The sequence below is a fragment of the Rhizobium rhizogenes NBRC 13257 genome (genome assembly GCF_000696095.1).
GTDB classification, from domain to species: Bacteria; Pseudomonadota; Alphaproteobacteria; order Rhizobiales; family Rhizobiaceae; genus Rhizobium; species Rhizobium rhizogenes.
Genome location: NZ_BAYX01000009.1, coordinates 292,418 through 313,207, shown reverse-complemented (window position 1 = coordinate 313,207; position 20,790 = coordinate 292,418). Strand labels below are relative to the sequence as shown.

Sequence of the window (20,790 nt, the reverse complement as noted above, 5' to 3'; positions counted from 1 at the left end):
TCGGGCGTTGGCAAGCTGGTCGATGCAGACATGGAAGAAGAATCCAGCAAGCTTTCCGCTCTGCAGACGCAGCAGCAGCTGGCCGTCCAGTCGCTCTCGATCGCCAACTCTTCGAGCCAGTCGATCCTGTCGCTCTTCCGTTAAGCGGAAGGACCGGCGCTCCGCGCCGGTGGCAACAGCCAAGCAAAAAGTTCACCGCGCCTTCCCTGGAGGCGCGGTTTTTCTTTTGGGGCAGGGGGCTTAACCTGCCGCCTTGTTCCGCAGTGCGGCGATGAAGGCATCGAACAGCTTGCGCATGGCCACCTGCTTATAGGGATAGGTGGTAACGCTATCCATGTTGTGGACGACCATTGCCACGTCGAGTTCGAACACCAGCAGACGCCCGTCGGCAAGTTCCGCGCAGTCGATGCCGAAGTAATCGAGCCCGATGCGACGGTAAAGTGCGTCGAAACCATCCTTGTGACGGATCGCGAAATCAGTGTCGAAATCCTCCATCCACGCCTGCTCGACCGCCCGTTTTGCCGGGCTTTCCGCCATGCCGGCGCTGAGATAGTGCACGATCCAATGCTCGGACAGCGCCATGTGGCTGGCGAAAGCCTTGCCCTGGATGAACACGATGCGCTGCTTGTTGTACAAGTCGTCCGTGCCGCGGAAATCGATGAAGGGCGCGACGTAGATCTCCGGAACCGGCTGCGTTTCGAGCCAGGCCGACAATCCCGAGGGGTCGGCAATGCGGTCCATTCCATGGCCGGCATGGGTGCTGATCGGCCGAATGACGAGCGGGAAGGTAAGCCCAGGGGCACATTTATAGAGCGGCTTCGTGCCTGCGCCGACGGCGACAAGATCCTCGCGCGACACGCGATAGGTGCTTGGCGACAGAATAGAGGGCTCGCCGGCCAGCATGGCGCTCACGCCATCGCGCGTCAGCCGGCTGACCAGCTCGGGGTCATTGTTCATGATAGGGCCGTCGAAATTGGCCAGCAACGTCCGCATCCGTTCAAGCACAGGGGCATTCTCGGTGGATTCGCCGATCGCCATGAAGGCGACGTCGTGTGCCGGCAAATCGCCAAGCTCAGTCGTCTCGGCATCCACATAATGCAGCCAGAGAACGCAGTCGCTGTCGACCAGGAGGAAATCCAGCGGTGTGTTCGCCATGAAATCGCCCGGCGTCACAAAGGCCAGCAATCGCGGCCCCTGTCCATTTCCGTGAACCACGCAAAAATCCTGCCTCAGATCCACCGCGCTCCGGAACATCTGGCGCGCTTCATCGGCGCGACCCATGGTTTGCAGGATCGTCGCCAGGTCGAACAAGGCGGCGGCATCGGTGGCGTCAGCGCGGATGCGCTGCGTCAGCTCGTTCCACATCGGCGCCACGTCGCCGCCGGCATAGATAAGCGAGACGATCTTCTGCATTCCGATGATTTGGCTGGAGTTTTCGGCGGTCTCGGGGGTGTGGTCGGCAGCAAGGCTGCGTGTCATCAGCATGGGAGCAAATCCTGTCGGGAACCGAGTTTCAAGACGCCCTGGATCAGCGCGTCGATATCCGTCTGCCGCGTGCGGTGGTTCACGATTGCCGCGCGGATAGCCGGTTGTCCGTTGATATGGGTCAGGGACGGGGCGACGCGTCCTTCGGCGTGGAGATGTTCGACGATCCGCGCGTTGATCTCCGCCGGCGCATCGCCGGTCGGGCCTACATAGGCGAAGCAGACGATGTTGAGGGCGACTGGGGCGAGCAGCCGCAGAGTGGGTTCCTGCTCGATCCTATGGGCGAGATTGCGCGCAAGAGTGCAGTTGGCGGCCATCGAATCCGCCAGCGCCTTGATGCCGTAGGTCTTCAGGGTGAACCAGGTCTTGAGCGCGCGAAACCCGCGCGACAAGTCGGGACCGTAGTCGCAGGGCCACCAGTCGCCGCCCGCCAGGCCCGTGGCCGCGCGGCTGAGATAGGCGGCCTCCGAGGCAAATGTCTGGCGCTGCCAGGCGCTGTCCCGCACGAGGAGGAAGCCGGCGTCATAGGGCACCTGGCCCCATTTGTGGAAATCGAATGCGAGCGAATCGCAGGACTCGATGCCCGTGAACAGATGCGCGAGATCGTCGCAGAGAATACCCAGCGCCCCCAATGCACCGTCGACGTGGAAATGCAGATCATGGGCGTCGGCGATGCGCCGCAGGGCGATAAGATCGTCGACGGCACCCGTATTCACCGTTCCCGCCGTTCCGACGAGCAGAAAGGGCGCATGTCCCTCTTGCTTGTCACGAATGATGGTGCGCTCGAGGGCTTCGATGTCGATCTGACCGGCGGCGTTGACCGGGATGCGCCTGAGATGATCGCTGCCGATGCCGGACATCTCGACCGCGCGGGGTACGCAGCCATGCACTTCACTCGAGGCGTAGGCCATGAGCCGCGGTTCGCCGGGAAGCCCTTTCGCGCGGACGCCGGTGCCGAGCTTTCTCGTTTTTGCGAGCAGCAGGGCGACAAAATTGGCCTGAGAGGCGCCGGTCAAAAAGACCCCGCCGGCGGTGTCCGGAAATGAGAATATCTGCTGCGTCCACCGGATGATCTGGCGCTCGACCTCGATCGGCATGTGGTCGCGTCCGCCGAGGTTGGCGTTCAATCCCCCGGCCAGCATCTCCGCCAGCATGCCGACAACCGTTCCGCCGCCCTGCACCCAGCCCATGAATCCCGAATGGATATTGCCGCTGCCATAGGGCAGGACATTATCGCGGAAGGTGGCGTGGACATCGGTGAGTTCTGTGGGCTCGATAGGCAGGGGAGCATTGAAGAGCGCGCGCGCCGACGGTGGCGCCGGTTGCCAGACGGGCTTTTCGGCAAGCGTTTCCAGATGGTCGAGCATGTCATCGAGCATCCGGTGGCCTTGCCGGCGCAGGGCCTGCCAGCCATCGGGGTCGAGGCTCGTCCGTTGGCGAGGGTCCTCCCCCGACAATCCGCCGCCTTGCAAATCTAACATCTCGACTCCGCGCCTTACTGACTATGCCTGTAATCTTACGCCGCCCAAGATGGCGCGAAGCTGACCTGAAGGGCTTGCCCGGCGGCCATCCGCTTGTTCGGCTTCCTGTCGGCAAGCCTATGCGCGGTAATGTTCGTTAACTTTTCGGGCGTGCATTAACTCTTTGTTAAGCCTGATGCTGTCATTTGCGACTAACGCAACGGTTGGTTAACCTCTCCTAAGAGCCGGTTAACAGGCATGACGCTGATTGCCGTTCCCGGCCGCAGACCGGAATGTCCCTTCCCATTTCAGCCATAAGGGGCACCCTTCGATGACAAGCATCCTGACCAATGACGCGGCAATGTCCGCCCTCCAGACTCTGCGCTCGATCAGCACCAACCTGGAAGATACACAGAACCGGGTTTCCTCCGGCTATCGTGTCGCCAAGGCTTCGGATAACGCCGCCTACTGGTCGATCGCGACCACGATGCGTTCCGACAACAGCGCGCTCTCGGCCGTCTCCGACGCGCTCGGCCTCGGCGCCGCCAAGGTCGATACCGCCTATACGGCCATGGACAATTCCATCACCATCGTCCAGCAGATCAAGGACAAGCTTGTCGCGGCAACGGAAAACAGTGTCGACAAGGCTGACGTCCAGGAAGAAATCTCGCAGCTTCAGCAGCAGCTCGAGAGCATTGCGCAGTCCGCATCCTTCTCCGGACAGAACTGGATGATCGCCGCCGACGGCGCGTCCGCATCGGTCGTATCGTCCTTTGTCCGCAACAATGACGGTTCGGTCGCGGTCAACAGCACCAGCTACTCGTTCGATACGGGATCGGCGGGCAACGTCATGTTCGGTGCCGACGCCAGCGGCACGATCGACACGACGTCTGGCATCCTCGGCACGAAGCAGGACATCAACGGCACATCATACTCCGTCTTCAGCCTCGATATCACCGACATGACGAGCGGTGATATCGCCCAGGCGATGAACCTGGTACAATCGGCTCTCAACACGATGACCAGCACGGCTTCGCAGCTCGGTTCTCTGTCGACCCGCATCGACCTGCAGACGAGCTTTGTCTCTGCGCTCAGCGACACAATCGATTCTGGCGTCGGCAAGCTTGTCGATGCCAATATGGAAGAGGAATCGAGCAAACTTACAGCATTGCAGACACAGCAGCAGTTGGCCATCCAGTCGCTGCAGATCGCCAATAGCAGCGCGCAGAACGTTCTCGCGCTCTTTAAGTAAGCCTTGACCGAAGCTTGCGTCGCGATCCGGCGGCGGCATTTCTTTCTTGCCGCCGCCCATAAGCTTTTGCTAACCCTGTTGGGTAACTGATTTGCAATATCTGCGCAGGGCTTGGCGTCCGACCGATTTGGTCGGAGCCGTTTCAAGGCCCTGCTTGAGCGACGGGCCGCGTGGGGATCATTCCCGCTGGCGGGCATGAGGCCGATCGTTGCTGCCGGTTTGGTCCGGTTTGCCAGTCCCAATGGAATTACGGGTTTTCAGATGAGCAATGTGACGACGAACCGCGCCACCTCGGCGGCGCTGACTGTGTTGCGTGGAGTCAACAAAGATCTTGGCGTCGTGCAGCAACAGGTGACATCCGGCTTTCGCGTGGGAAGCGCGAGTGATGACCCGACCTATTGATCGATGGCGACGACCATGCGCTCGGACCAGAGCAGCCTTTCCACCATCACCGACGCACTTGGTCTTGGCGCCTCGAAGGTCGACACCGCTTCCACCGCCATGGACACGGTTGTCAGCATCGTAAGCCAGATCCGCGCCAAGCTCGTATCGGCGCAGGAAGCGGGCGCGGACAAGAGCGCGGTCAACACCGATATTCAGCAGCTCAAGGATCAACTGCAATCGGTGACGCAATCCGCCGCCTTCTCCGGGGAAAACTGGCTCTATAATACCAGTACGCAGGCCGACACCCAGAAATCGGTGATCAGCAATTTCACGCGCGGTTCGAGTGGGCAGATCAGCCTGGTGTCGATCAACTACGACAGTTCGCAGACCCTGATGATCGATACCGCCGATGCGAGCCGCGGACTGCTGACGAAGAATATCGATGCCAACACGCTGGGCACTTCAGATGGCACGTCGACAGCCCGCAACTACTACCTCCTGGCCGCCGATTCCGGAACGGCTCCGACCGATGGCACTGAGATCTCTATTTCCGACAGCACCACGGATGCCGAACTGACCGACATGATCAATGTCACCAACTCGATTTTGACGTCGGTGACATCTGCGGATTCGACGCTGGGCGTGATGAAGTCGCGTATCGACGATCAGTCGGACTACATCTCGAAGCTTAGCGATGGCATCAAGACCAGCGTCGGCGATCTTGTCGATACCAATATGGAAGAGGCCTCGGCACGTCAAAGCGCGCTGCAGACGGCACAGCAGATGGGTATCCAGTCGCTGTCGATTGCCAATACCATGGCGAGCAAGGTGCTGATCCTCCTGCAGTCGAGCTGATTTTGCATTGGCGCGGCGAGGGTCGCCGCGCCTGCCGCATTCATCCTCGCACAAGTTTGACCCCCTACGGTCCCTCGCAATGGCAGGGTTGCACCTTATCCCGGAGACGGTCGGCGTCAGGCCGGGAGGGTGCGGCCGCAGGACGGAAACCGGAAGCGTGATGATCGACGTTTTGAGCATGGGAATTCAACGGGCCTGTCGAGGCATCCACTTGCGGCTTTCGGCCGGCAAAGGCGAGGGAATGTTCTCATGAGCCCGACGCTATCCCGCTATCTCAAGGATTTCAGTGCGGAATTGCCCCCGTCCGCCGCTCTCCCGGACTTGATTTTCGACGAGACGCCGGCCTTTCTCGACAGTCCCGTGGAACCGCCGATCGATATCGAAGCCGAGCGCCGTGACGCCTATGCGCAGGGCCATGAGGCTGCGACACAGGAATTGTTACTGAGGCAACAGCAGGCGCTCGAGGCGATGGCCGAAGCCCACCGAGGCGAGATGGACACGCTTCGCACTCGATACGAGGAACAGGCCGCCGAAAGGATCGCCGCTGATATGACGCAGATCGCCACCATACTTGGACAGACGGTCAGCATCGAAGCCGCCGCCGTGCTTGCGCCGATCATGACGGAAGCGCTGACGGCCAAGGCTGTCGCCGATCTTGCCGATCTGGTGGCCGCATCCATTCTCGATGGCGCCGTCGGCCCGGTGACCGTCAGCGGCCCCCGCCATCTCTTCGATATCCTCCATGCTCGTCTCGACGATCATGGCGCCCTGCTGCGCCATGTCGAGGCCGACGATGTCGATCTCTCCGTGACGATCGGCGAGAGCGTCCTCGTGACCCGCATGTCCGCCTGGGCCGCTAGCCTGAGAGAGATACTGAAATGAATGATGGCGATCAAAATCAAGGCAAGCACGAGATCATCATCGTCAAGCGGCATGGTGCCAACGAGCATGAAGGCGGCCATGGCGGCGCCTGGAAGATCGCATATGCCGACTTCATGACGGCGATGATGGCCTTCTTCCTGGTGATGTGGCTGGTGAATGCCGCAAACGAAGAGACCAAGGCCTCGGTCGCCTCCTATTTCAATCCGATCAAGCTCGCCGACGAAAAGCCGACTGAGAAGGGGCTGAAAAAGCCCGTCGATCAGGCCGATGGGAAGAAGAACGAGGCGAAGTCGCAGAACGAGGAAACCAATCCGAACAACGGCAAGTCGGCCAAGACCGGCGAGGATCAGACCTCGACCTCGGGCGACCAGACCAGCTATTCCGAAGCCGATTTCTTCGAAAATCCCTATTCGGTTCTGGCCGAGATCGCCCAGCAGGTCGGCCAGCAGGCCAATGTCAGCGCCAAGGGCGAGGGCGGAGCCGCCCAGTCGGGTCCGGCGACTGGCGCAGATGGCGGCCAAGCCTATCGCGATCCGTTCGATCCCGATTTCTGGACCAAGCAGGTTCAGGTTTCCAGCGCCTCGAAGAAGGCGAACGAAGAACAGGCCGCCAAATCCGATCAGTCGGCGAAGGGCGAAGTGATCGCTCTCTCCAAGGCCACAGCTGCCGATTCCGGTGAGCCGACCGACAAGCCCCAGACGCCGGAAGACCAGCCGACGCTGAGCGACCAGCGGCAGAAGGGGCAGGGCGCTGATGAAAAAATTTCCTCGGCGACGCAGAGCAAGGACATCGCACCACCCAAAGACCAGCAGCAGAGCGCCAAGGAGCTGCAGCAGGCGATCCAGGCCGAGATCAGCGGTGTTGCCGGCCAATTGGCCGAGGGCGTTCAGGTCGCATCGGCCGAGGGCGGTCTTCTCGTGACGATTTCCGACCAGTCCAATGATCCGATGTTCAACATCGGCTCGGCCGTGCCGCGCCGGGAAATGGTGCTGGCAATGGGGAAGATCGGCAAGATCCTGGCCAATCGCAAGGGCGTGATCCTGATCCGCGGCCATACCGACGGCCGGCCCTATATGGTCGGCGGTCACAACGACAATTGGCGTCTGTCGCTCGATCGTGCCCAGAGCGCCTATTACATGCTCACCAGTACCGGGCTGGACGAGAAGCGGATCGAGCAGGTTTCGGGCTTTGCGGATCGCCGCCTAAAGCTGCCCAACGATCCCTTCAACGACGCCAACCGCCGCATCGAGATTCTGATCGAGGATGCCAAGGACCAGTCAGGTGGCCAGGCCCCGACGACGCCGGGCACCGGCAAGCCGGGCCAGGGCAAGCAAACCCAGGGCAAACAGGGATAGTTCATGGCGCGCATTCAGCATCGTCATCGCCTCGCGCTTGCGTTCACCCTCGGCATGCTCATGCCGGGGGGGCTTCGCGCCGAGAGCCAGGATGGCCTGCCGCCCTACAAGATATTGCGCTCGCTCGAATTCATCCAGGATTCCGTGGTGGCGGGCGACAGTTCGGCCGGCGAGATGCAGCGTTTCATGCTGTCGACCATCGACGAACGCCTGCGCAACGCGGACAAGTCTGTCTTCGACGATAGCCGCAACGTCGATGCCGCGCTGATCTACGCGATGAGCGGCGGCAATCCGGATACGCTGGAATATCTGATGTCGCGCGACGTCAACGGCAATTTCGACAATCGCGTTGCCGATGTCCTTCGGAAATATCTGAACGGCAAGGGACTGCTGGTGGTCAACACGCTTGCCGATATCGCCAGGGAATATCGCGACAAGAAGATCGGTCCCTATCTCTCGCTTGTCGCCGCCAATGTCATGTCCGCCAAGAATCCGAAGGAAGCCCTGAAGCTTTACGATTGGGCGCGTCTGGCGTCGCCGGGCACCATTGTCGAGGAATCGGCCCTGCGCCGCTCCCTGGCGCTGAGCGCCGATGCCGGCATGGTACCGCAGGGGCTTGGCTATGCGGCGCGCTACACGCGGCGTTTCCTGCACTCGCCCTATGCCAGCCAGTTCGCCGATCTCTTCGTCCAGCTCGTCGTCGATCATGATGCGGACGTCAAGCAGCAGGACATCATCGATATCCTGTCCTTCATGGACCCGCCACGGCAGCGGGAAGTCTATCTGCGCATGGCGCGCCGTGCCGCCATCGCCGGCAAGGCCGATCTTGCAGCGCTCGCCTCCGGCCGCGCCCAGGCCATCACCAATGACGGCAGCGATGCGTTCAGCGCGCTGGCGGGCTTCTATGGCGGCGTTGCCGGGGTATCGACACCCAATATGGGAACGGCGATCCGCAAAATTGATCAGATGCCCGCCGGTGAATTGAACCAGCAGGACCGCGCTTTGCGCGAAGCTGCCAGGTTGGTGGCGGATGAGATTCTGCGCGCGCCCGACCCGACAAGCCTGAAGCAAGGCTCGCCGCTTAATCTGCTTAATCAAGAACATACTGAACACGATGCTGCTGTGACGAACCAATCCGGGGCCCAATCCCCCGGCACGGCGGGTGTTGAGGCGGGAGCCGCGGTGAATGCGGCTCACACCCCGGAGGAAGGAAGGCAGGAGGCCGATCCTTCGTTCAACGCATTCGTCACGACGAGCCGCTCGAAGCTTGATGCCATCGACGGCCTGTTGAAAGCAGGAAAGTAATTGATCATGCAGGATATCGGTATCTCCAGTGCCCCGTCCGGGGCCGATCTCATTGCTGTCGCCAAGGGTGGACGTTCGGCAAAGCAGGATGACGGCGCCGGCAAGGGATTCCAGGATGCGCTGACCAGCTCGCTCGGCAACGGAAGCAAGTCCGGCGCGAATGCCAATGGCGATGCAGGCACGGTTGAGCCGGGTGCCGATGCTGATATCAACGCGGACGGCGCTGCTACCCAGCCCACTGATCTTGCTATGATCGCCTCCGCCACGGGGGATAGTATTGATACCGGCGCCGAGATGATCGACCCGTCCCTGGCGAACCTTACCAATCCCGCAACGCTGCCCAAGGGCGCCAAGCCACCGGTCGGCACCAAGTTTCCGCAAGAAGCGAGTGCGGCCAATCTCTCCAAATCGCTGATGGATCTCCAGCAGGCAGTCCCCGACGACACCGCAACAGCCGATGCGACCAAGACAGCCGGTGATGCGGATGCGGCGCAGCCCCAGGCTCTGGCTGCCGATCAGCTCGATGATCTCGCCGGGCAATTGGCGGCAGTTGTCGTTGACGATCCGTCTGCGGAGACCGACGGCGGCGGCAAAACGACGCCCGTCAAGGCCGGAAAAACTCCGGCGGTGACCGATGATGGTAAGTCATTGCCGACGCAGAGCGCTCAAACCGGCAGTGCCGTATCGGACGTGCTGTCGCTCTTGAATGCGCAGCAGACGGCGGTCGCGCCGCAGAACGCGGCGGCTGTCTTCACTGGAACTGACGTGAAAACGCAAGCAGCGCCCGATCAGTCCCTGCCGAAGGTTGCCAATGTGGCGACGAAGGATGCGTCGGCGGACGCCGAGGATACCATGGCAGCCCTTCCGAGCGCCGGCGACGATACGGCGGCGGCACAGACCTTCCGGCTGGTGCGTGCCGATGGGCGTGGTGGTTCGCTCGACATGTCGGTGATCAAGGGCAGCGATGACACGGCGCAGGCCGACATCACGCTATCGGGCGGCGGCAACGCGCAGACCGTCACGGTCCTCGATTCCCGCCGCTATCTCGGTCTTGCGGCCAATTCCAATTCGGCACTCGTCACCTCCGTCCTTGGCGGAAACAAGGATTGGTCAGGGGCCATGCAGCCGGGCTCGGCGCTCGCCAATGCGGCGAGCTGGACGAGCACCGGCAAGGTCGTCAACACATTGAAGATTCAGCTCAATCCCAACAACCTCGGCGAAGTCACCGCGACCATGCGGCTTTCGGGCGATCAGTTGAGCGTCGATCTGAAGGTGCAGACCGGAGAGGCTTACCGCCAGCTCCACGCCGATCAGAGCCACATGGTCGATGCCCTGCGCGCCCAAGGCTATCAGGTCGATAGCATCACCGTCACCATGGCCGCGAGCGGCGATCAGTCGTCGGACAGCAACCGGCAATCCGGTTTCCAGGGGCAGTCTCAACAGCAATCCTTGATGAATCAGGGACAGGGTGGGGACGCACGGCCAAAGGGACAGAACTATTCGGGGCAGCAGGCAAATGGCAATGACGGCAATCGCAGCACGGGCGAACGCGGCGTGGATGACAGTGCTGCGGGCTATGCTCAGCGTCTGCGCTCTGGCGACGTTTACCTCTGACGCCCTTGCGTCGGGAAATGCGGCGTCGCCGGATAATGGCGCGGCCGGCCTTTGCGAACGCGAGATCCAGTCGGCTGCGGCTAAGTACGGGATACCGGAAGGGATCCTCTATTCGGTCGGCCTGACGGAGACGGGACGCAAGGGGTCACTCTATCCTTACGCACTCAACATCGAAGGCAAACCGTATTTTCCGGCGTCTCAAAACGCTGCCTTGCTGACCTTCGCAGCCGCAAAACAGAACGGCGCAAAATTGATCGACATCGGCTGCATGCAGATCAATCAGTATTTTCACGGAGAGAATTTCGCATCCGTCGCCGCTATGTTCGATCCCCATAGCAATGTCGAATACGCCGCAAAGTTTCTCCGAGCCCTTCATGACAGGCATGAGACCTGGACGATGGCGGTAGCACGATACCATGCCGGGCCGAACAACGACCCCGCTCAGAAGGTCTATGTTTGCCGCGTCATCGCCAATCTGGTGGCCACCGGCTACGGAAAATGGACGCCCAACGCAGCAAACTTTTGTCACGATTGAGCAACCTATAGATTGCATGCCGTCATATTGTCGCCGCAGCTATCCGCCTTCGCATGGTTGACAGCGGCCGAATGAGATGAATAGCGTATATTCATAATGTGCTAATTAACAATTTTTTTTAGGTGGAAATTCAAGATTAGCCACTACATCTAGTGCAAATCGCACCCTAAATCTTAATCAATTATTAATTCCCGTCACTCATTTCCGACAGTTGTTCGTGATTCGCCCGATTCGTACCCATAGGTCATCGAAACACCACACTGATTCGGAGGCGGACGAATGATCGTAGTGGTTGATGAGCGCGAGCTCGTTAAGGACGGCTATACTTCACTTTTTGGACGGGAAGGTATCCCGTCGACGGGGTTTGATCCCCGGGAATTCGGCGAATGGGTTGTGACGGCCGCGGATGGCGATATTGCTGCGGTCGAGGCATTCCTGATCGGACAGGGCCAGCACGTGCACGAATTGCCTCGGGCGATTCGCGACCGTTCGGCTGCACCGGTCATCGCCGTCAGTGATCAACCATCGCTTGAATCGACGCTGGCACTCTTTGACTGCGGCGTCGACGATGTCGTGCGCAAGCCGGTGCATCCAAGAGAAATCCTGGCCCGTGCGGCAGCGATCCGTCGCAGGCTGAAGGCGATCTCCAACTACACCGATATCGGCCCCATCCGCGTTTTCTCGGATGGCCGTGATCCGGAGGTCAATGGCGAGGTCTTCGCTTTGCCACGGCGCGAGCGGCGTATCCTGGAATATCTGATTTCCAACCGCGGTCGGCGCGTGACCAAGACGCAGATCTTCAACGCGATCTATGGCATTTTCGACGAAGAGGTCGAAGAGAACGTCGTCGAAAGCCACATCTCCAAGCTGCGCAAGAAGTTGCGCAAGAGGCTCGGTTTCGATCCGGTCGATTCCAAGCGCTTCCTCGGCTACTGCATCGATTGGACTTGATGCGTCCACCGAGGCTTGGCGCGATGGCGCCTTGAGACGAATGAACGAGCCCGAGAATCTTCCGATTCTCGGGCTTTTTCACGACCTCGACCTCGGCTTAAAACGCGCCTGCCAGAATGTGCGTTAATGCTTACCATTCCCAGGTTCTTCAGGCATTCCAGCGGGGTACGCGGCAAAATTCGAGACGCTGTTTCAGGACGATCGGCTTTTCCTCTTTTCAGACAGCTTCACGCAAGGCCCGGTCCCTACTCTCAGCCCTATAAGGAATAACGAGGATTCCAGATGAGCATTTTCGGCAGCATGAAAACCGCGATCTCAGGGATGAATGCCCAGGCGAACCGTCTGGCGACTGTTTCTGACAATATCGCCAACTCCAGCACGACTGGCTACAAACAAGCGTCGACGAGCTTCTCGTCCCTCGTGTTGCCGTCTTCCAGCGGCAACTACAATTCCGGTGGCGTCGAGACGACGGTTCGCTATGCGATCTCGCAGCAGGGCACTGTGTCCGCCACCACATCGAGCACCGACCTCGCCATCCAGGGCAACGGCTTCTTCGTCGTCCAGAGCGCCGCCGGGCAAACGTTCCTGACCCGCTCGGGCGACTTCTCGGCTGATGCTTCCGGCAACTTGGTCAATGCCGCCGGTTTCACGCTGATGGGTTATTCCAGTGCCTCCGGCGCCCCGTCGGTGGTCGTCAACGGTTTTAGCGGTATGGTGCCGATCAATGTCACGCCGAGTGGCACAAGCGTGGCTGCGACGACAGTCGGCAGCATGACGGGTAACCTCAATTCGAATGCTACAATCGCGACCAGCAGTTCGACCGGTTATCTGCCGTCTGAAAATACGTATCCGGTGACAACCGACACCAGCAAGAGTTCGATCACGGGTTACGACAGCCAGGGCAATGCCGTCACCTTCGACATCTACTATACCAAGACAGCTGATAACACCTGGGACGTGCAGGTCTACAATCAGGCTGATCTGGTCGCCAGCCCGACGTCTGGTGGTCCTCTTTATAGCAGCGCCGCCGTCGGCAGCACGGAAATGACGTTTGACGACGACGGCGCCCTGGTATCTGGCGGAACGTTCGACCTCAGCTTCACGAGCGGATCGACGACGCAGAGCATCGCGATGGATATGACAGGCTTCACCCAGGTTGCCACCGACTTCAGCGCCACGGGCAAGATGGACGGTCAGGCTCCCAATCCGGTGACAAGCGTCACGATCGCCAAGGACGGTACGGTCAGCGCGGTCTACAAGGACAGTTCGACCAAGGAACTCTACCGCATTCCACTGGCGACGGTGGCAAGCCCCGACAGCCTGACGCTGGAAAGCGGCAACGTCTATTCAGCCAATGGCGACTCCGGCGTCACGGTCACCGGTTGGCCGCAGAGTGGGGGGTTGGGCTACATTCAGTCCGGCGCGCTGGAAGAATCCAACGTCGACCTCGCCACCGAGCTGACAAACATGATCACTGCGCAGAAGAGCTACACCGCAAATTCCAAGGTGTTCCAGGCTGGTTCCGACCTTCTGGACGTTCTCGTCAACCTGCAGCGTTAAACACGATAGGGTACCGGGTCAGTTATGTCGCTCACTACAGCTCTCAACAACGCGCAAGCGATATTCAACAATAGCGGCACGCAAAGCAGTGTCGTGTCGAACAATATCGCCAATGCTGGCAATACGGATTATTCCCGTCGCCAAGCGATGCTGACGACCGACATGTCTGGCGCGCAGGTCGTGAAGATCGCCCGCGCCAATGAGCCGGCCCTGCAGAAGACGTTCCTCTCCAGCACGTCGAGCGATGCGGCACAGCAAAGTCTGCTGAAGGCCTATACCAGCCTTCAATCCGCAACGCTCGGCGGCAACGACAACGAGGTTGCGCCGGCCACCTACCTGTCGAATTTGCAGACGGCGATGCAGACCTATGCGAGCTCGCCGTCCAGCTCGACGGCGGCGCAATCCGCCGTCAATGCGGCGCAGAGCCTCGCAACCGCGCTGAATAACGCCACTACGGCGGTTCAGAGCGTTCGCACCGATGCCGACAAGCAGATCGCGTCGGATGTCGATACGCTGAACGGTTTGTTGAATCAGTTCCAGACGGCGAATGACGCGGTCAAGAGTGCGACCGCGGCTTCCAGTCCCACGTCGACGACCCTTTCCGATGCGCTCGACCAGCGCGATTCGATCCTGAAGCAGATTTCGCAGATCGTCGGCGTCACGACGGTAACCCGCGACAACAACGACGTGGCACTTTACACCACCGGCGGCGCGACGCTGTTCGAGACGATCCCGCGCTCGGTGACCTTCACTCCGACGACGTCCTATACGGCCAGTATATCCGGCAACAACGTCTATATAGACGGGGTCGCGCTCACGGCGGGGCAGGGTGCGAGCACGACGGCGCAGGGCAGCCTTCAGGCGTCGCTGCAGGTTCGCGACGACGTCGCTCCGACCTACCAGAAGCAGCTCGACGAGATCGCGCGCGGCCTGGTGACGACGTTTGCGGAAACCAACCAGACCGACTCCACCACGGCGCCCGGCCTGTTCACCTGGAGCGGCGGCACGGTTCCCGACAGCGCTACCGTGGTCACTGGCATGGCCGGCTCGATTGCGGTCAATCCGGCGCTGCTGACCACCTCGACCCAGACCGGCGACCCGACGCTCCTGCGCGATGGGGGTATCAACGGTTCCGACTATGTCGTCAATACCACCGGCGCCAGCGGCTATTCCGATCAGCTTGATGCCTACATCACCGGCATGAGCACGAAAATGGACTTCGATCCGACCGCTGGTTCCGACGCCAGTGCCAGCCTCATGGATTACGCGTCGTCTTCCATCGGTTGGCTTGAAGGCCAACGCAGCACTGCAACGACAGCGGCGGAAAATACCTCGGCGGCGCTTTCGCGCTCCTCGACCGCCTATTCGAACGAGACTGGCGTCAACCTCGACGAGGAGCTGACGCTGATGATGGATATCGAGCAGTCCTACAAGGCGGGAACCAAAATATTGAATGCCGTCAACGAGATGCTTCAATCGGTACTGGATATTGCGAGCTAAGCCATGAAACTATCCTTCATTTCGAGCACAGCCATTCAGAATTCAATGCGCCAGACGATCCGTCAGGCGCAGAATGAAATGACGGATGCCTCGACCGAAGCGACGACCGGCGTCTATGCCGACATTGGCGTCTCGCTCGGCAGCGGTACCGCAAGCAACGTCAATCTCACACGGGATGTGACGCGGATCGATTCCATCCTCAGCAGCAACTCGGTCGTCAACCAGCGAATGACCTCGTCGCAGACGGCGCTGAGCGACATGTCTTCCCAGGCCCAGAAGTTCATGGACCAGCTGGTGGCGCTGCGCGGCAACAGCGATGACAGCAGCATACAGCTGACCCAGCAGACGGCGACCGCGACGATGTCGAGCTTCGTTGCCGATGCCAACACCATGGTCAACGGCGAATATCTCTTCGCCGGCACCAATACCGATGTGCAGCCGATGACCGATAATTCCACGGCGGCGACCACGGCGATCCAGAGTGCTTTGAGCGACTATGCGACTGCGCAAGGGGTCGCAATCAGCGACCTGACGGGCGATCAGATGAAGGATTTCATCACGAACGTCGCCGAGCCGCTGGTCACGTCGGACAGCAGCTGGTCGGACTGGTCGAGCGCGTCGGATCAGAACATGTCGAGCCGCATCAGCAATTCCGAGGTCATCGAGTCCTCGACCAATGCCAATGCGACCGGCATGCGTTATCTGGCGCTTTCCACCACCGTCGCCAACGCGCTGATGGGGCAGGGTTTGAGCCAGGACGCGCTGAACGCGGTCACCGATCAGGCGACGAGCTATGCACGCCAGGCGATCGACGGGCTCAACAATCAGGCAAGCCAGCTCGGCCTGTCGCAGGCGCGCCTGACCGATGCCAACACCTCGCTGAATGCGCAGAAGACGATCATCAACACCAATATCAGCGATCTGACGGGGGTCGACGCTTACGAGGCTTCGACGAAGGTCAACAGTCTCCAGACTCAGCTCGAGACCGCTTACACCATCGTCTCCAAGATCCAGCAGCTAAGTCTTGTAAATTACCTTTGATGATCAAAGGGATGGAATGACCAGGAAGGATGCATGAATGTATCAGTTCTCATATGCGGAAGTCATGCAGGATGCAGTGGCCGACGCCAAGGAGCGAGAACGTCAGGTTCTGGACCGGTCGATTACTCTTCTCGTCGCGGCTCGTGACAAGGAGAAATACGGCCGCGAAGCCATCGAGGCGCTGTTCTACACGAGGCGCGTCTGGGTCAGCTTCATCGAGGATCTGAAAAGTCCGGACAACCAGCTTAACGTCGAGCTGCGCGCCAATCTCATCTCCATCGCACTTTGGATCCTGAAGGAATGCGACAGGATTCGGAGGCGCCAGTCGGAGAATTATCAAGGCATCATCGATGTCACCACCATCATCAGGGATGGACTTAAATGAAAAGTACGCTTCGCATATCGCTTAAAGCCGGGGAAAAGATCTTCATCAACGGGGCCGTGCTGCGCGTTGATCGCAAGGTTGCCCTGGAATTCCTGAATGATGTGACCTTCCTGCTTGAGAACCACGTTCTTCAGCCGGAGGAGGCGACAACGCCGCTGCGCCAGCTCTATTTTATCGCGCAGATGATCCTCATCAATCCGGAAGGCAAGGAACAATCGACGGCGATGTTCCGCAAGTCCATCGTCATGCTGCTCTCGTGCTTCCGTCACGAGGAAGTGCTCGCCGAGCTGAAGCGCATCGACGGCCTCGTCGCCACCGGCCGCGCCTTCGACGCGCTGAAGGCGATCCGCGGCCTCTACGCGATCGAGGACACTATCCTCAACAACCAGGAAATGCCGGCAGCAACGATCGAGCATATTCGTCGGGAGATCGCACCGTGGCGGTAGATGCAGTTACAAGCAGCACCAGTACCAGCAGCTCCTCGAGCAGCGCAGCGACGGCAGCGGCGAGCGCCAGCCTGAACTACAACGACTTTCTCAAGCTTCTCATCGCGCAGATGAAGACGCAGGATCCGACCGATCCGATGGATGCCACCCAGCAGATTTCGCAGCTCGCCAGCTTCTCGCAGGTCGAGCAGCAGATCCAGACGAACTCGCACCTGGAAACGGTGTTGCAGAACCAGTGGATCTCGCAGGCGTCGGATTACATCGGCAAGGAGATCATGAGCGCCGACGGCACGACCACCGGTACCATCAAGGAAGTAACCGTCTATTCGGACGGTATCATTGCGCAAACGGAAGCAGGGGATAAGATCCTGTTGCAGGCAGGCGTTACCGTCGCGCCGGCGGGAACGACGATTGTCGCGCCGACCACGACGAGCGATACTACCACCAGTGATTCGACGACCGAGTAGTATCGACACGACCAGCAGCTCATGAGGAGCCGGCTGAGCAGAGGATGATGAGGCCATGAACGAAGCCGATGCATTGGATATCTTCCAGGCAGCTATCTGGACGGTGCTTGTCGCCTCCGGCCCGGCCGTTCTCGCTGCCATGGTTGTCGGTCTGGTGATCGCCTTGATCCAGGCGCTGACCCAGGTGCAGGAGGCCACGTTGACCTTCGTGCCGAAGATTGTCGCCGTCATGGTGACGGTCGGGATCAGCGCGCCCTTCGTCGGTTCGCAGATCTCGATCTTCACCAATCTGGTCTTTTCCCGCATCCAATCGGGATTTTAGGGTCGATCCGAAAGCCTGAAATGGCTTCCGGATCCCGTGCCGGTGTGGGGTCAAGCCACTCTCGCGCAAGCTTCGCCTTCTATTGATCGGTTCGAATAGGGCAGACGGTTCAGCCGTTTGCCTCCTCTCATGAAGAGACGGAACCGGTCGATGGCACAACCACCCGCATTAGCGCTTCCCAAAGTCAATCCCAGCGTCCGTGATATCGGGTTTGCCCTCGGTATCATGGTCATCCTGTGTGTGCTGTTCCTGCCGATCCCGCCGTTCCTTATCGACATGGGCCTGGCTTTTTCGATCGCGCTCTCGGTATTGATCCTGATGGTGGCGCTGTGGATCAAGAAGCCGCTCGAATTCTCGTCCTTCCCGACCATCCTTCTGATCGCCACCATGATCCGTCTGTCGCTGAACATCGCGACGACGCGCGTCATTCTTTCGCATGGCTATGAAGGTCATGATGCGGCGGGCGGGGTCATTGCGGGCTTTGCCAGCCTAGTGATGTCCGGCGATTTCGTCATCGGTCTGATCGTCTTCCTGATCCTGATCACCATCAACTTCATCGTCATCACCAAGGGTGCGACGCGTATCGCCGAAGTCGGCGCGCGTTTCACCCTGGATGCCATTCCCGGCAAGCAGATGGCGATCGACGCCGATCTGTCGGCCGGCCTGATCGACGAGAAGGAAGCGCAGCGGCGGCGCAAGGAACTGGAGGAGGAAAGCTCCTTCTTCGGTGCCATGGACGGTGCCTCGAAATTCGTGCGTGGCGATGCCGTCGCCGGCTTGCTCATCACCTGCATCAACATCTTCGGCGGCATCATCATCGGTTATTTCCGCCACGGCATGCAGATCGGCCAGGCGGCGGATGTCTTCGTCAAGCTGTCCGTCGGCGACGGTCTGGTGTCGCAGATGCCGGCGCTCATCGTCTCGCTCGCCGCCGGCCTCCTCGTTTCGCGCGGCGGCACTGCCGGCTCCACCGATCAGGCTGTCATGGATCAGCTGAGCGGCTATCCGCGCGCGCTTGCCGTGTCGGCGGTGCTCATGGGTATCCTGGCCGTCATGCCGGGCATGCCATTCTTCCCCTTCATCACTCTCTGCGGCCTGTTGGCGTCGGGCGCATGGCTCATTCCGCGACAGGTCGCGGCTGAAAACAAGCTTCTGCGTGACGCGGAAGAAAAGAAGGTGATGCAGACGAAGGAAATGGAAAAGGACTCCGTCAAGTCGGTCCTGAAAACCTCGGAAATCGAACTGGCGCTCGGCAAGATCGTTTCGACCCGCCTGCTCGGCGCCCATCAGGAGCTGGCCTTCCGCGTCGGCAAGATGCGCAAGAAATTCGCGACGCAATACGGTTTCGTCGTGCCGGAAATCAAGGTGACGGACGACATCGCCATTGCCGACAAGTCCTACCAGATCCGCATCCACGGCACGACGATCGCCTCCAACACTTTGCGCGTCGGCGAGGTGCTCGTCGTCACCGGCTCGGGCCGCAAGCCGACCGTTCCCGGCGACGAGATCCGCGAGCCCGCCTTCGGCATGCCCGCCGTCTCCGTCCTCGAAGCCTTCACCGACGATCTGAAGCGCGAGGGATTCCAGCCGATCGACAATGTCTCCGTCGTGCTGACCCATATGAGCGAGGTTATCCGCAACAACCTGCCGGCGCTTCTCTCCTACAAGGACGTGAAGATCCTGATCGATCGCCTCGACCCCGAATACAAGAAGCTAGCCGACGAGATCTGCTCGTCGCACATGTCCTATTCCGGCCTGCAGGCGGTGCTCAAGCTCTTGCTCGCCGAGCGCGTCTCGATCCGCAACCTGCATCTCATTCTGGAAGCCGTGGCCGAGCTCGCGCCGCATGTGCGCAAGACCGAGCAGATCGTCGAGCATGTGCGCGTACGCATGGCGCAACAGCTCTGCGGCGATCTCGCGGATAATGGAGTGCTGCGCGTGCTGCGTCTCGGCAGCAAGTGGGACTTGATCTTCCATCAGGCACTGAAGCGCGACCAGAAGGGTGAGATTGTCGAATTCGACATCGATCCGCGCAGCCTGGAAGAGTTCAGCGAGCAGGCGGGCAAAGTTATCCGTGAATACATGGACCGGGGCATGCCCTTCGTTCTTGTCACGTCGCCGGAAACGCGCTCCTATGTGCGTATGATCATCGAACGCCTGTTCGCGACCCTTCCGGTCCTGTCGCATGTGGAACTGGCCAAGGGGATCGAGATCAAGATTCTAGGTTCCATTTCATGATATCCGATCCCCAGGGCACCATTCTGGCGTTGTTTCTGGCCTTCTGCCGCATCGGCGGCTGCGTAATGGTGCTTCCGGGGTTCTCGTCCGGCCGCGTGCCGCCACAGATCCGGCTATTGCTGGCAGCGGCGCTGTCGATGGCGATCCTGCCTCTGCTCTGGAACACGATCTATCCCGAGGTATCCAAGAGCAGCGCCACCTATATCAGCCTGATTTTCACCGAGACGGTGATCGGCCTGATGTACGGCATGATGGCGCGGCTCTACACACTCGGGCTGCAATTCGCCGGCACGGTCATTTCGATGTTGATCGGCTTCAACGCGCCGGGGGGCATGGACGTCATCGAGGATTCGAACGAGACGTCGCTCACCAGCCTGATCAGCTTCTGCGGGCTGATGATATTGTTCGTTCTGGATTTCCATCATTACGTGCTGCAGGCGCTGGTCGAGTCCTATTCGGTCATCCCCTTCGGTGGCCACGTCGATGTGCGCGCCTCGCTGATTTCGGTGACGGACACGCTGGCGACCACCACCTTCATCATGCTGCGCCTGGCGAGCCCCTTCCTGCTCTACGGCCTGATGTTCCAGATTTCGATCGGCTTCATCAACAAGCTCGCGCCGCAGATCCCGATCTACTTCATCTCCACGCCCTATCTGCTGATGGGCGGGCTTTTCATGCTCTATCTCAGTATCGCGGCCATGATCAGCCAGTTCTCCGGCGCTTTCCTCAGCGTCTTCAACGGACATTAGCGAC

Annotated in this window: 19 protein-coding genes and 1 pseudogene; 18 read left to right on the top strand and 2 right to left on the bottom strand. The window is 60.1% G+C overall.

Translation table 11 applies throughout. The features are described 5' to 3' along the window. Positions 1-144 (top strand): flagellin (locus RRH01S_RS33585; protein ID WP_267880584.1); only part of this gene is annotated, 144 nt, incomplete at its 5' end. A gap of 96 nt (positions 145-240) precedes the next feature. On the opposite strand, the gene RRH01S_RS22260 is transcribed toward RRH01S_RS33585, so the two are convergent. Further along, positions 241-1,485: an ATP-grasp domain-containing protein gene (locus RRH01S_RS22260; RefSeq protein ID WP_042474246.1), complete on the bottom strand. Its 1,245-nt coding sequence runs from the start codon at positions 1,483-1,485 to the stop codon at positions 241-243. Next, entirely contained in the window at positions 1,479-2,966 is a 1,488-nt protein-coding gene (locus RRH01S_RS22255) for a pyridoxal phosphate-dependent decarboxylase family protein (protein ID WP_007700210.1), read from the bottom strand. The genes RRH01S_RS22260 and RRH01S_RS22255 overlap by 7 nt, the downstream gene beginning before the upstream one ends. Before the next feature lie 310 nt (positions 2,967-3,276). Here RRH01S_RS22255 and RRH01S_RS22250 point away from each other — a divergent pair, with 310 nt between their 5' ends. The 17 genes and pseudogenes from RRH01S_RS22250 to fliR all read left to right on the top strand — a co-directional run bounded on the left by RRH01S_RS22250 (position 3,277) and on the right by fliR (position 20,786). Next, positions 3,277-4,197 (top strand): flagellin N-terminal helical domain-containing protein, encoded by a 921-nt coding sequence (locus RRH01S_RS22250; protein ID WP_007700207.1) that lies wholly within the window; start codon positions 3,277-3,279, stop codon positions 4,195-4,197. A 261-nt stretch (positions 4,198-4,458) separates the two neighbouring features. Continuing rightward, a pseudogene (locus RRH01S_RS22245) lies at positions 4,459-5,436 on the top strand (flagellin N-terminal helical domain-containing protein). A 249-nt stretch (positions 5,437-5,685) separates the two neighbouring features. Then, positions 5,686-6,318, top strand: coding sequence for a hypothetical protein (locus RRH01S_RS22240; protein ID WP_007700201.1), 633 nt, complete (start codon positions 5,686-5,688; stop codon positions 6,316-6,318). Beyond that, on the top strand, positions 6,315-7,673 hold the full coding sequence (locus RRH01S_RS22235) for a MotB family protein (protein ID WP_042474243.1): 1,359 nt from the start codon (positions 6,315-6,317) through the stop codon (positions 7,671-7,673). The genes RRH01S_RS22240 and RRH01S_RS22235 overlap by 4 nt, the downstream gene beginning before the upstream one ends. A 3-nt stretch (positions 7,674-7,676) precedes the next feature. Next, positions 7,677-8,978 (top strand): chemotaxis protein MotC, encoded by a 1,302-nt coding sequence (gene motC / locus RRH01S_RS22230; RefSeq protein WP_007700196.1) that lies wholly within the window; start codon positions 7,677-7,679, stop codon positions 8,976-8,978. Between the two features lie 6 nt (positions 8,979-8,984). Further along, positions 8,985-10,592: a flagellar hook-length control protein FliK gene (locus RRH01S_RS22225; protein ID WP_007700194.1), complete on the top strand. Its 1,608-nt coding sequence runs from the start codon at positions 8,985-8,987 to the stop codon at positions 10,590-10,592. Continuing rightward, complete coding sequence (locus tag RRH01S_RS22220; protein ID WP_080515853.1) at positions 10,555-11,127, top strand: transglycosylase SLT domain-containing protein; 573 nt, start codon at positions 10,555-10,557, stop codon at positions 11,125-11,127. Before RRH01S_RS22225 ends, RRH01S_RS22220 begins: the two co-directional genes overlap by 38 nt. 279 nt (positions 11,128-11,406) lie before the next feature. Beyond that, on the top strand, positions 11,407-12,078 hold the full coding sequence (gene rem / locus RRH01S_RS22215; protein WP_007700189.1) for a transcriptional activator Rem: 672 nt from the start codon (positions 11,407-11,409) through the stop codon (positions 12,076-12,078). 282 nt (positions 12,079-12,360) lie between these two features. Next, positions 12,361-13,638 carry a flagellar hook protein FlgE gene (locus RRH01S_RS22210; RefSeq protein ID WP_007700185.1) on the top strand — a complete coding sequence of 426 codons (1,278 nt, stop codon included), beginning with the start codon at positions 12,361-12,363 and terminating at the stop codon, positions 13,636-13,638. 24 nt (positions 13,639-13,662) lie between these two features. Further along, on the top strand, positions 13,663-15,138 hold the full coding sequence (flgK, locus tag RRH01S_RS22205) for a flagellar hook-associated protein FlgK (RefSeq protein WP_007700184.1): 1,476 nt from the start codon (positions 13,663-13,665) through the stop codon (positions 15,136-15,138). Positions 15,139-15,141: 3 nt separating this feature from the next. Further along, entirely contained in the window at positions 15,142-16,179 is a 1,038-nt protein-coding gene (locus RRH01S_RS22200) for a flagellar hook-associated family protein (protein ID WP_007700182.1), read from the top strand. A gap of 37 nt (positions 16,180-16,216) precedes the next feature. After that, complete coding sequence (gene flaF, locus RRH01S_RS22195) at positions 16,217-16,564, top strand: flagellar biosynthesis regulator FlaF (protein WP_042474239.1); 348 nt, start codon at positions 16,217-16,219, stop codon at positions 16,562-16,564. After that, the gene (gene flbT, locus RRH01S_RS22190; RefSeq protein WP_007700179.1) at positions 16,561-17,010 is read left to right on the top strand and encodes a flagellar biosynthesis repressor FlbT; all 450 of its coding nucleotides are present in this window, start codon (positions 16,561-16,563) and stop codon (positions 17,008-17,010) included. The genes flaF and flbT overlap by 4 nt, the downstream gene beginning before the upstream one ends. Continuing rightward, positions 17,001-17,477 (top strand): flagellar hook assembly protein FlgD, encoded by a 477-nt coding sequence (gene flgD / locus RRH01S_RS22185; RefSeq protein ID WP_007700176.1) that lies wholly within the window; start codon positions 17,001-17,003, stop codon positions 17,475-17,477. The genes flbT and flgD overlap by 10 nt, the downstream gene beginning before the upstream one ends. Positions 17,478-17,532: 55 nt before the next feature. Continuing rightward, positions 17,533-17,799, top strand: a complete 267-nt coding sequence (fliQ, locus tag RRH01S_RS22180) for a flagellar biosynthesis protein FliQ (RefSeq protein WP_007700174.1) — start codon at positions 17,533-17,535, stop codon at positions 17,797-17,799. A 150-nt stretch (positions 17,800-17,949) separates the two neighbouring features. Beyond that, positions 17,950-20,037, top strand: coding sequence for a flagellar biosynthesis protein FlhA (gene flhA / locus RRH01S_RS22175; RefSeq protein ID WP_007700172.1), 2,088 nt, complete (start codon positions 17,950-17,952; stop codon positions 20,035-20,037). Continuing rightward, on the top strand, positions 20,034-20,786 hold the full coding sequence (gene fliR, locus RRH01S_RS22170; protein ID WP_034520286.1) for a flagellar biosynthetic protein FliR: 753 nt from the start codon (positions 20,034-20,036) through the stop codon (positions 20,784-20,786). Before flhA ends, fliR begins: the two co-directional genes overlap by 4 nt. Positions 20,787-20,790: the final 4 nt, after the last annotated feature.

Coding starts and splice junctions, on each gene's coding strand:
- RRH01S_RS22260 (WP_042474246.1), bottom strand. CDS start 1,485: ATGCTGATGACACGCAGCCTTGCTGCCGACCACACCCCCGAGACCGCC.
- RRH01S_RS22255 (WP_007700210.1), bottom strand. CDS start 2,966: ATGTTAGATTTGCAAGGCGGCGGATTGTCGGGGGAGGACCCTCGCCAA.
- RRH01S_RS22250 (WP_007700207.1), top strand. CDS start 3,277: ATGACAAGCATCCTGACCAATGACGCGGCAATGTCCGCCCTCCAGACT.
- RRH01S_RS22240 (WP_007700201.1), top strand. CDS start 5,686: ATGAGCCCGACGCTATCCCGCTATCTCAAGGATTTCAGTGCGGAATTG.
- RRH01S_RS22235 (WP_042474243.1), top strand. CDS start 6,315: ATGAATGATGGCGATCAAAATCAAGGCAAGCACGAGATCATCATCGTC.
- motC (WP_007700196.1), top strand. CDS start 7,677: ATGGCGCGCATTCAGCATCGTCATCGCCTCGCGCTTGCGTTCACCCTC.
- RRH01S_RS22225 (WP_007700194.1), top strand. CDS start 8,985: ATGCAGGATATCGGTATCTCCAGTGCCCCGTCCGGGGCCGATCTCATT.
- RRH01S_RS22220 (WP_080515853.1), top strand. CDS start 10,555: ATGCTCAGCGTCTGCGCTCTGGCGACGTTTACCTCTGACGCCCTTGCG.
- rem (WP_007700189.1), top strand. CDS start 11,407: ATGATCGTAGTGGTTGATGAGCGCGAGCTCGTTAAGGACGGCTATACT.
- RRH01S_RS22210 (WP_007700185.1), top strand. CDS start 12,361: ATGAGCATTTTCGGCAGCATGAAAACCGCGATCTCAGGGATGAATGCC.
- flgK (WP_007700184.1), top strand. CDS start 13,663: ATGTCGCTCACTACAGCTCTCAACAACGCGCAAGCGATATTCAACAAT.
- RRH01S_RS22200 (WP_007700182.1), top strand. CDS start 15,142: ATGAAACTATCCTTCATTTCGAGCACAGCCATTCAGAATTCAATGCGC.
- flaF (WP_042474239.1), top strand. CDS start 16,217: ATGTATCAGTTCTCATATGCGGAAGTCATGCAGGATGCAGTGGCCGAC.
- flbT (WP_007700179.1), top strand. CDS start 16,561: ATGAAAAGTACGCTTCGCATATCGCTTAAAGCCGGGGAAAAGATCTTC.
- fliQ (WP_007700174.1), top strand. CDS start 17,533: ATGAACGAAGCCGATGCATTGGATATCTTCCAGGCAGCTATCTGGACG.
- flhA (WP_007700172.1), top strand. CDS start 17,950: ATGGCACAACCACCCGCATTAGCGCTTCCCAAAGTCAATCCCAGCGTC.
- fliR (WP_034520286.1), top strand. CDS start 20,034: ATGATATCCGATCCCCAGGGCACCATTCTGGCGTTGTTTCTGGCCTTC.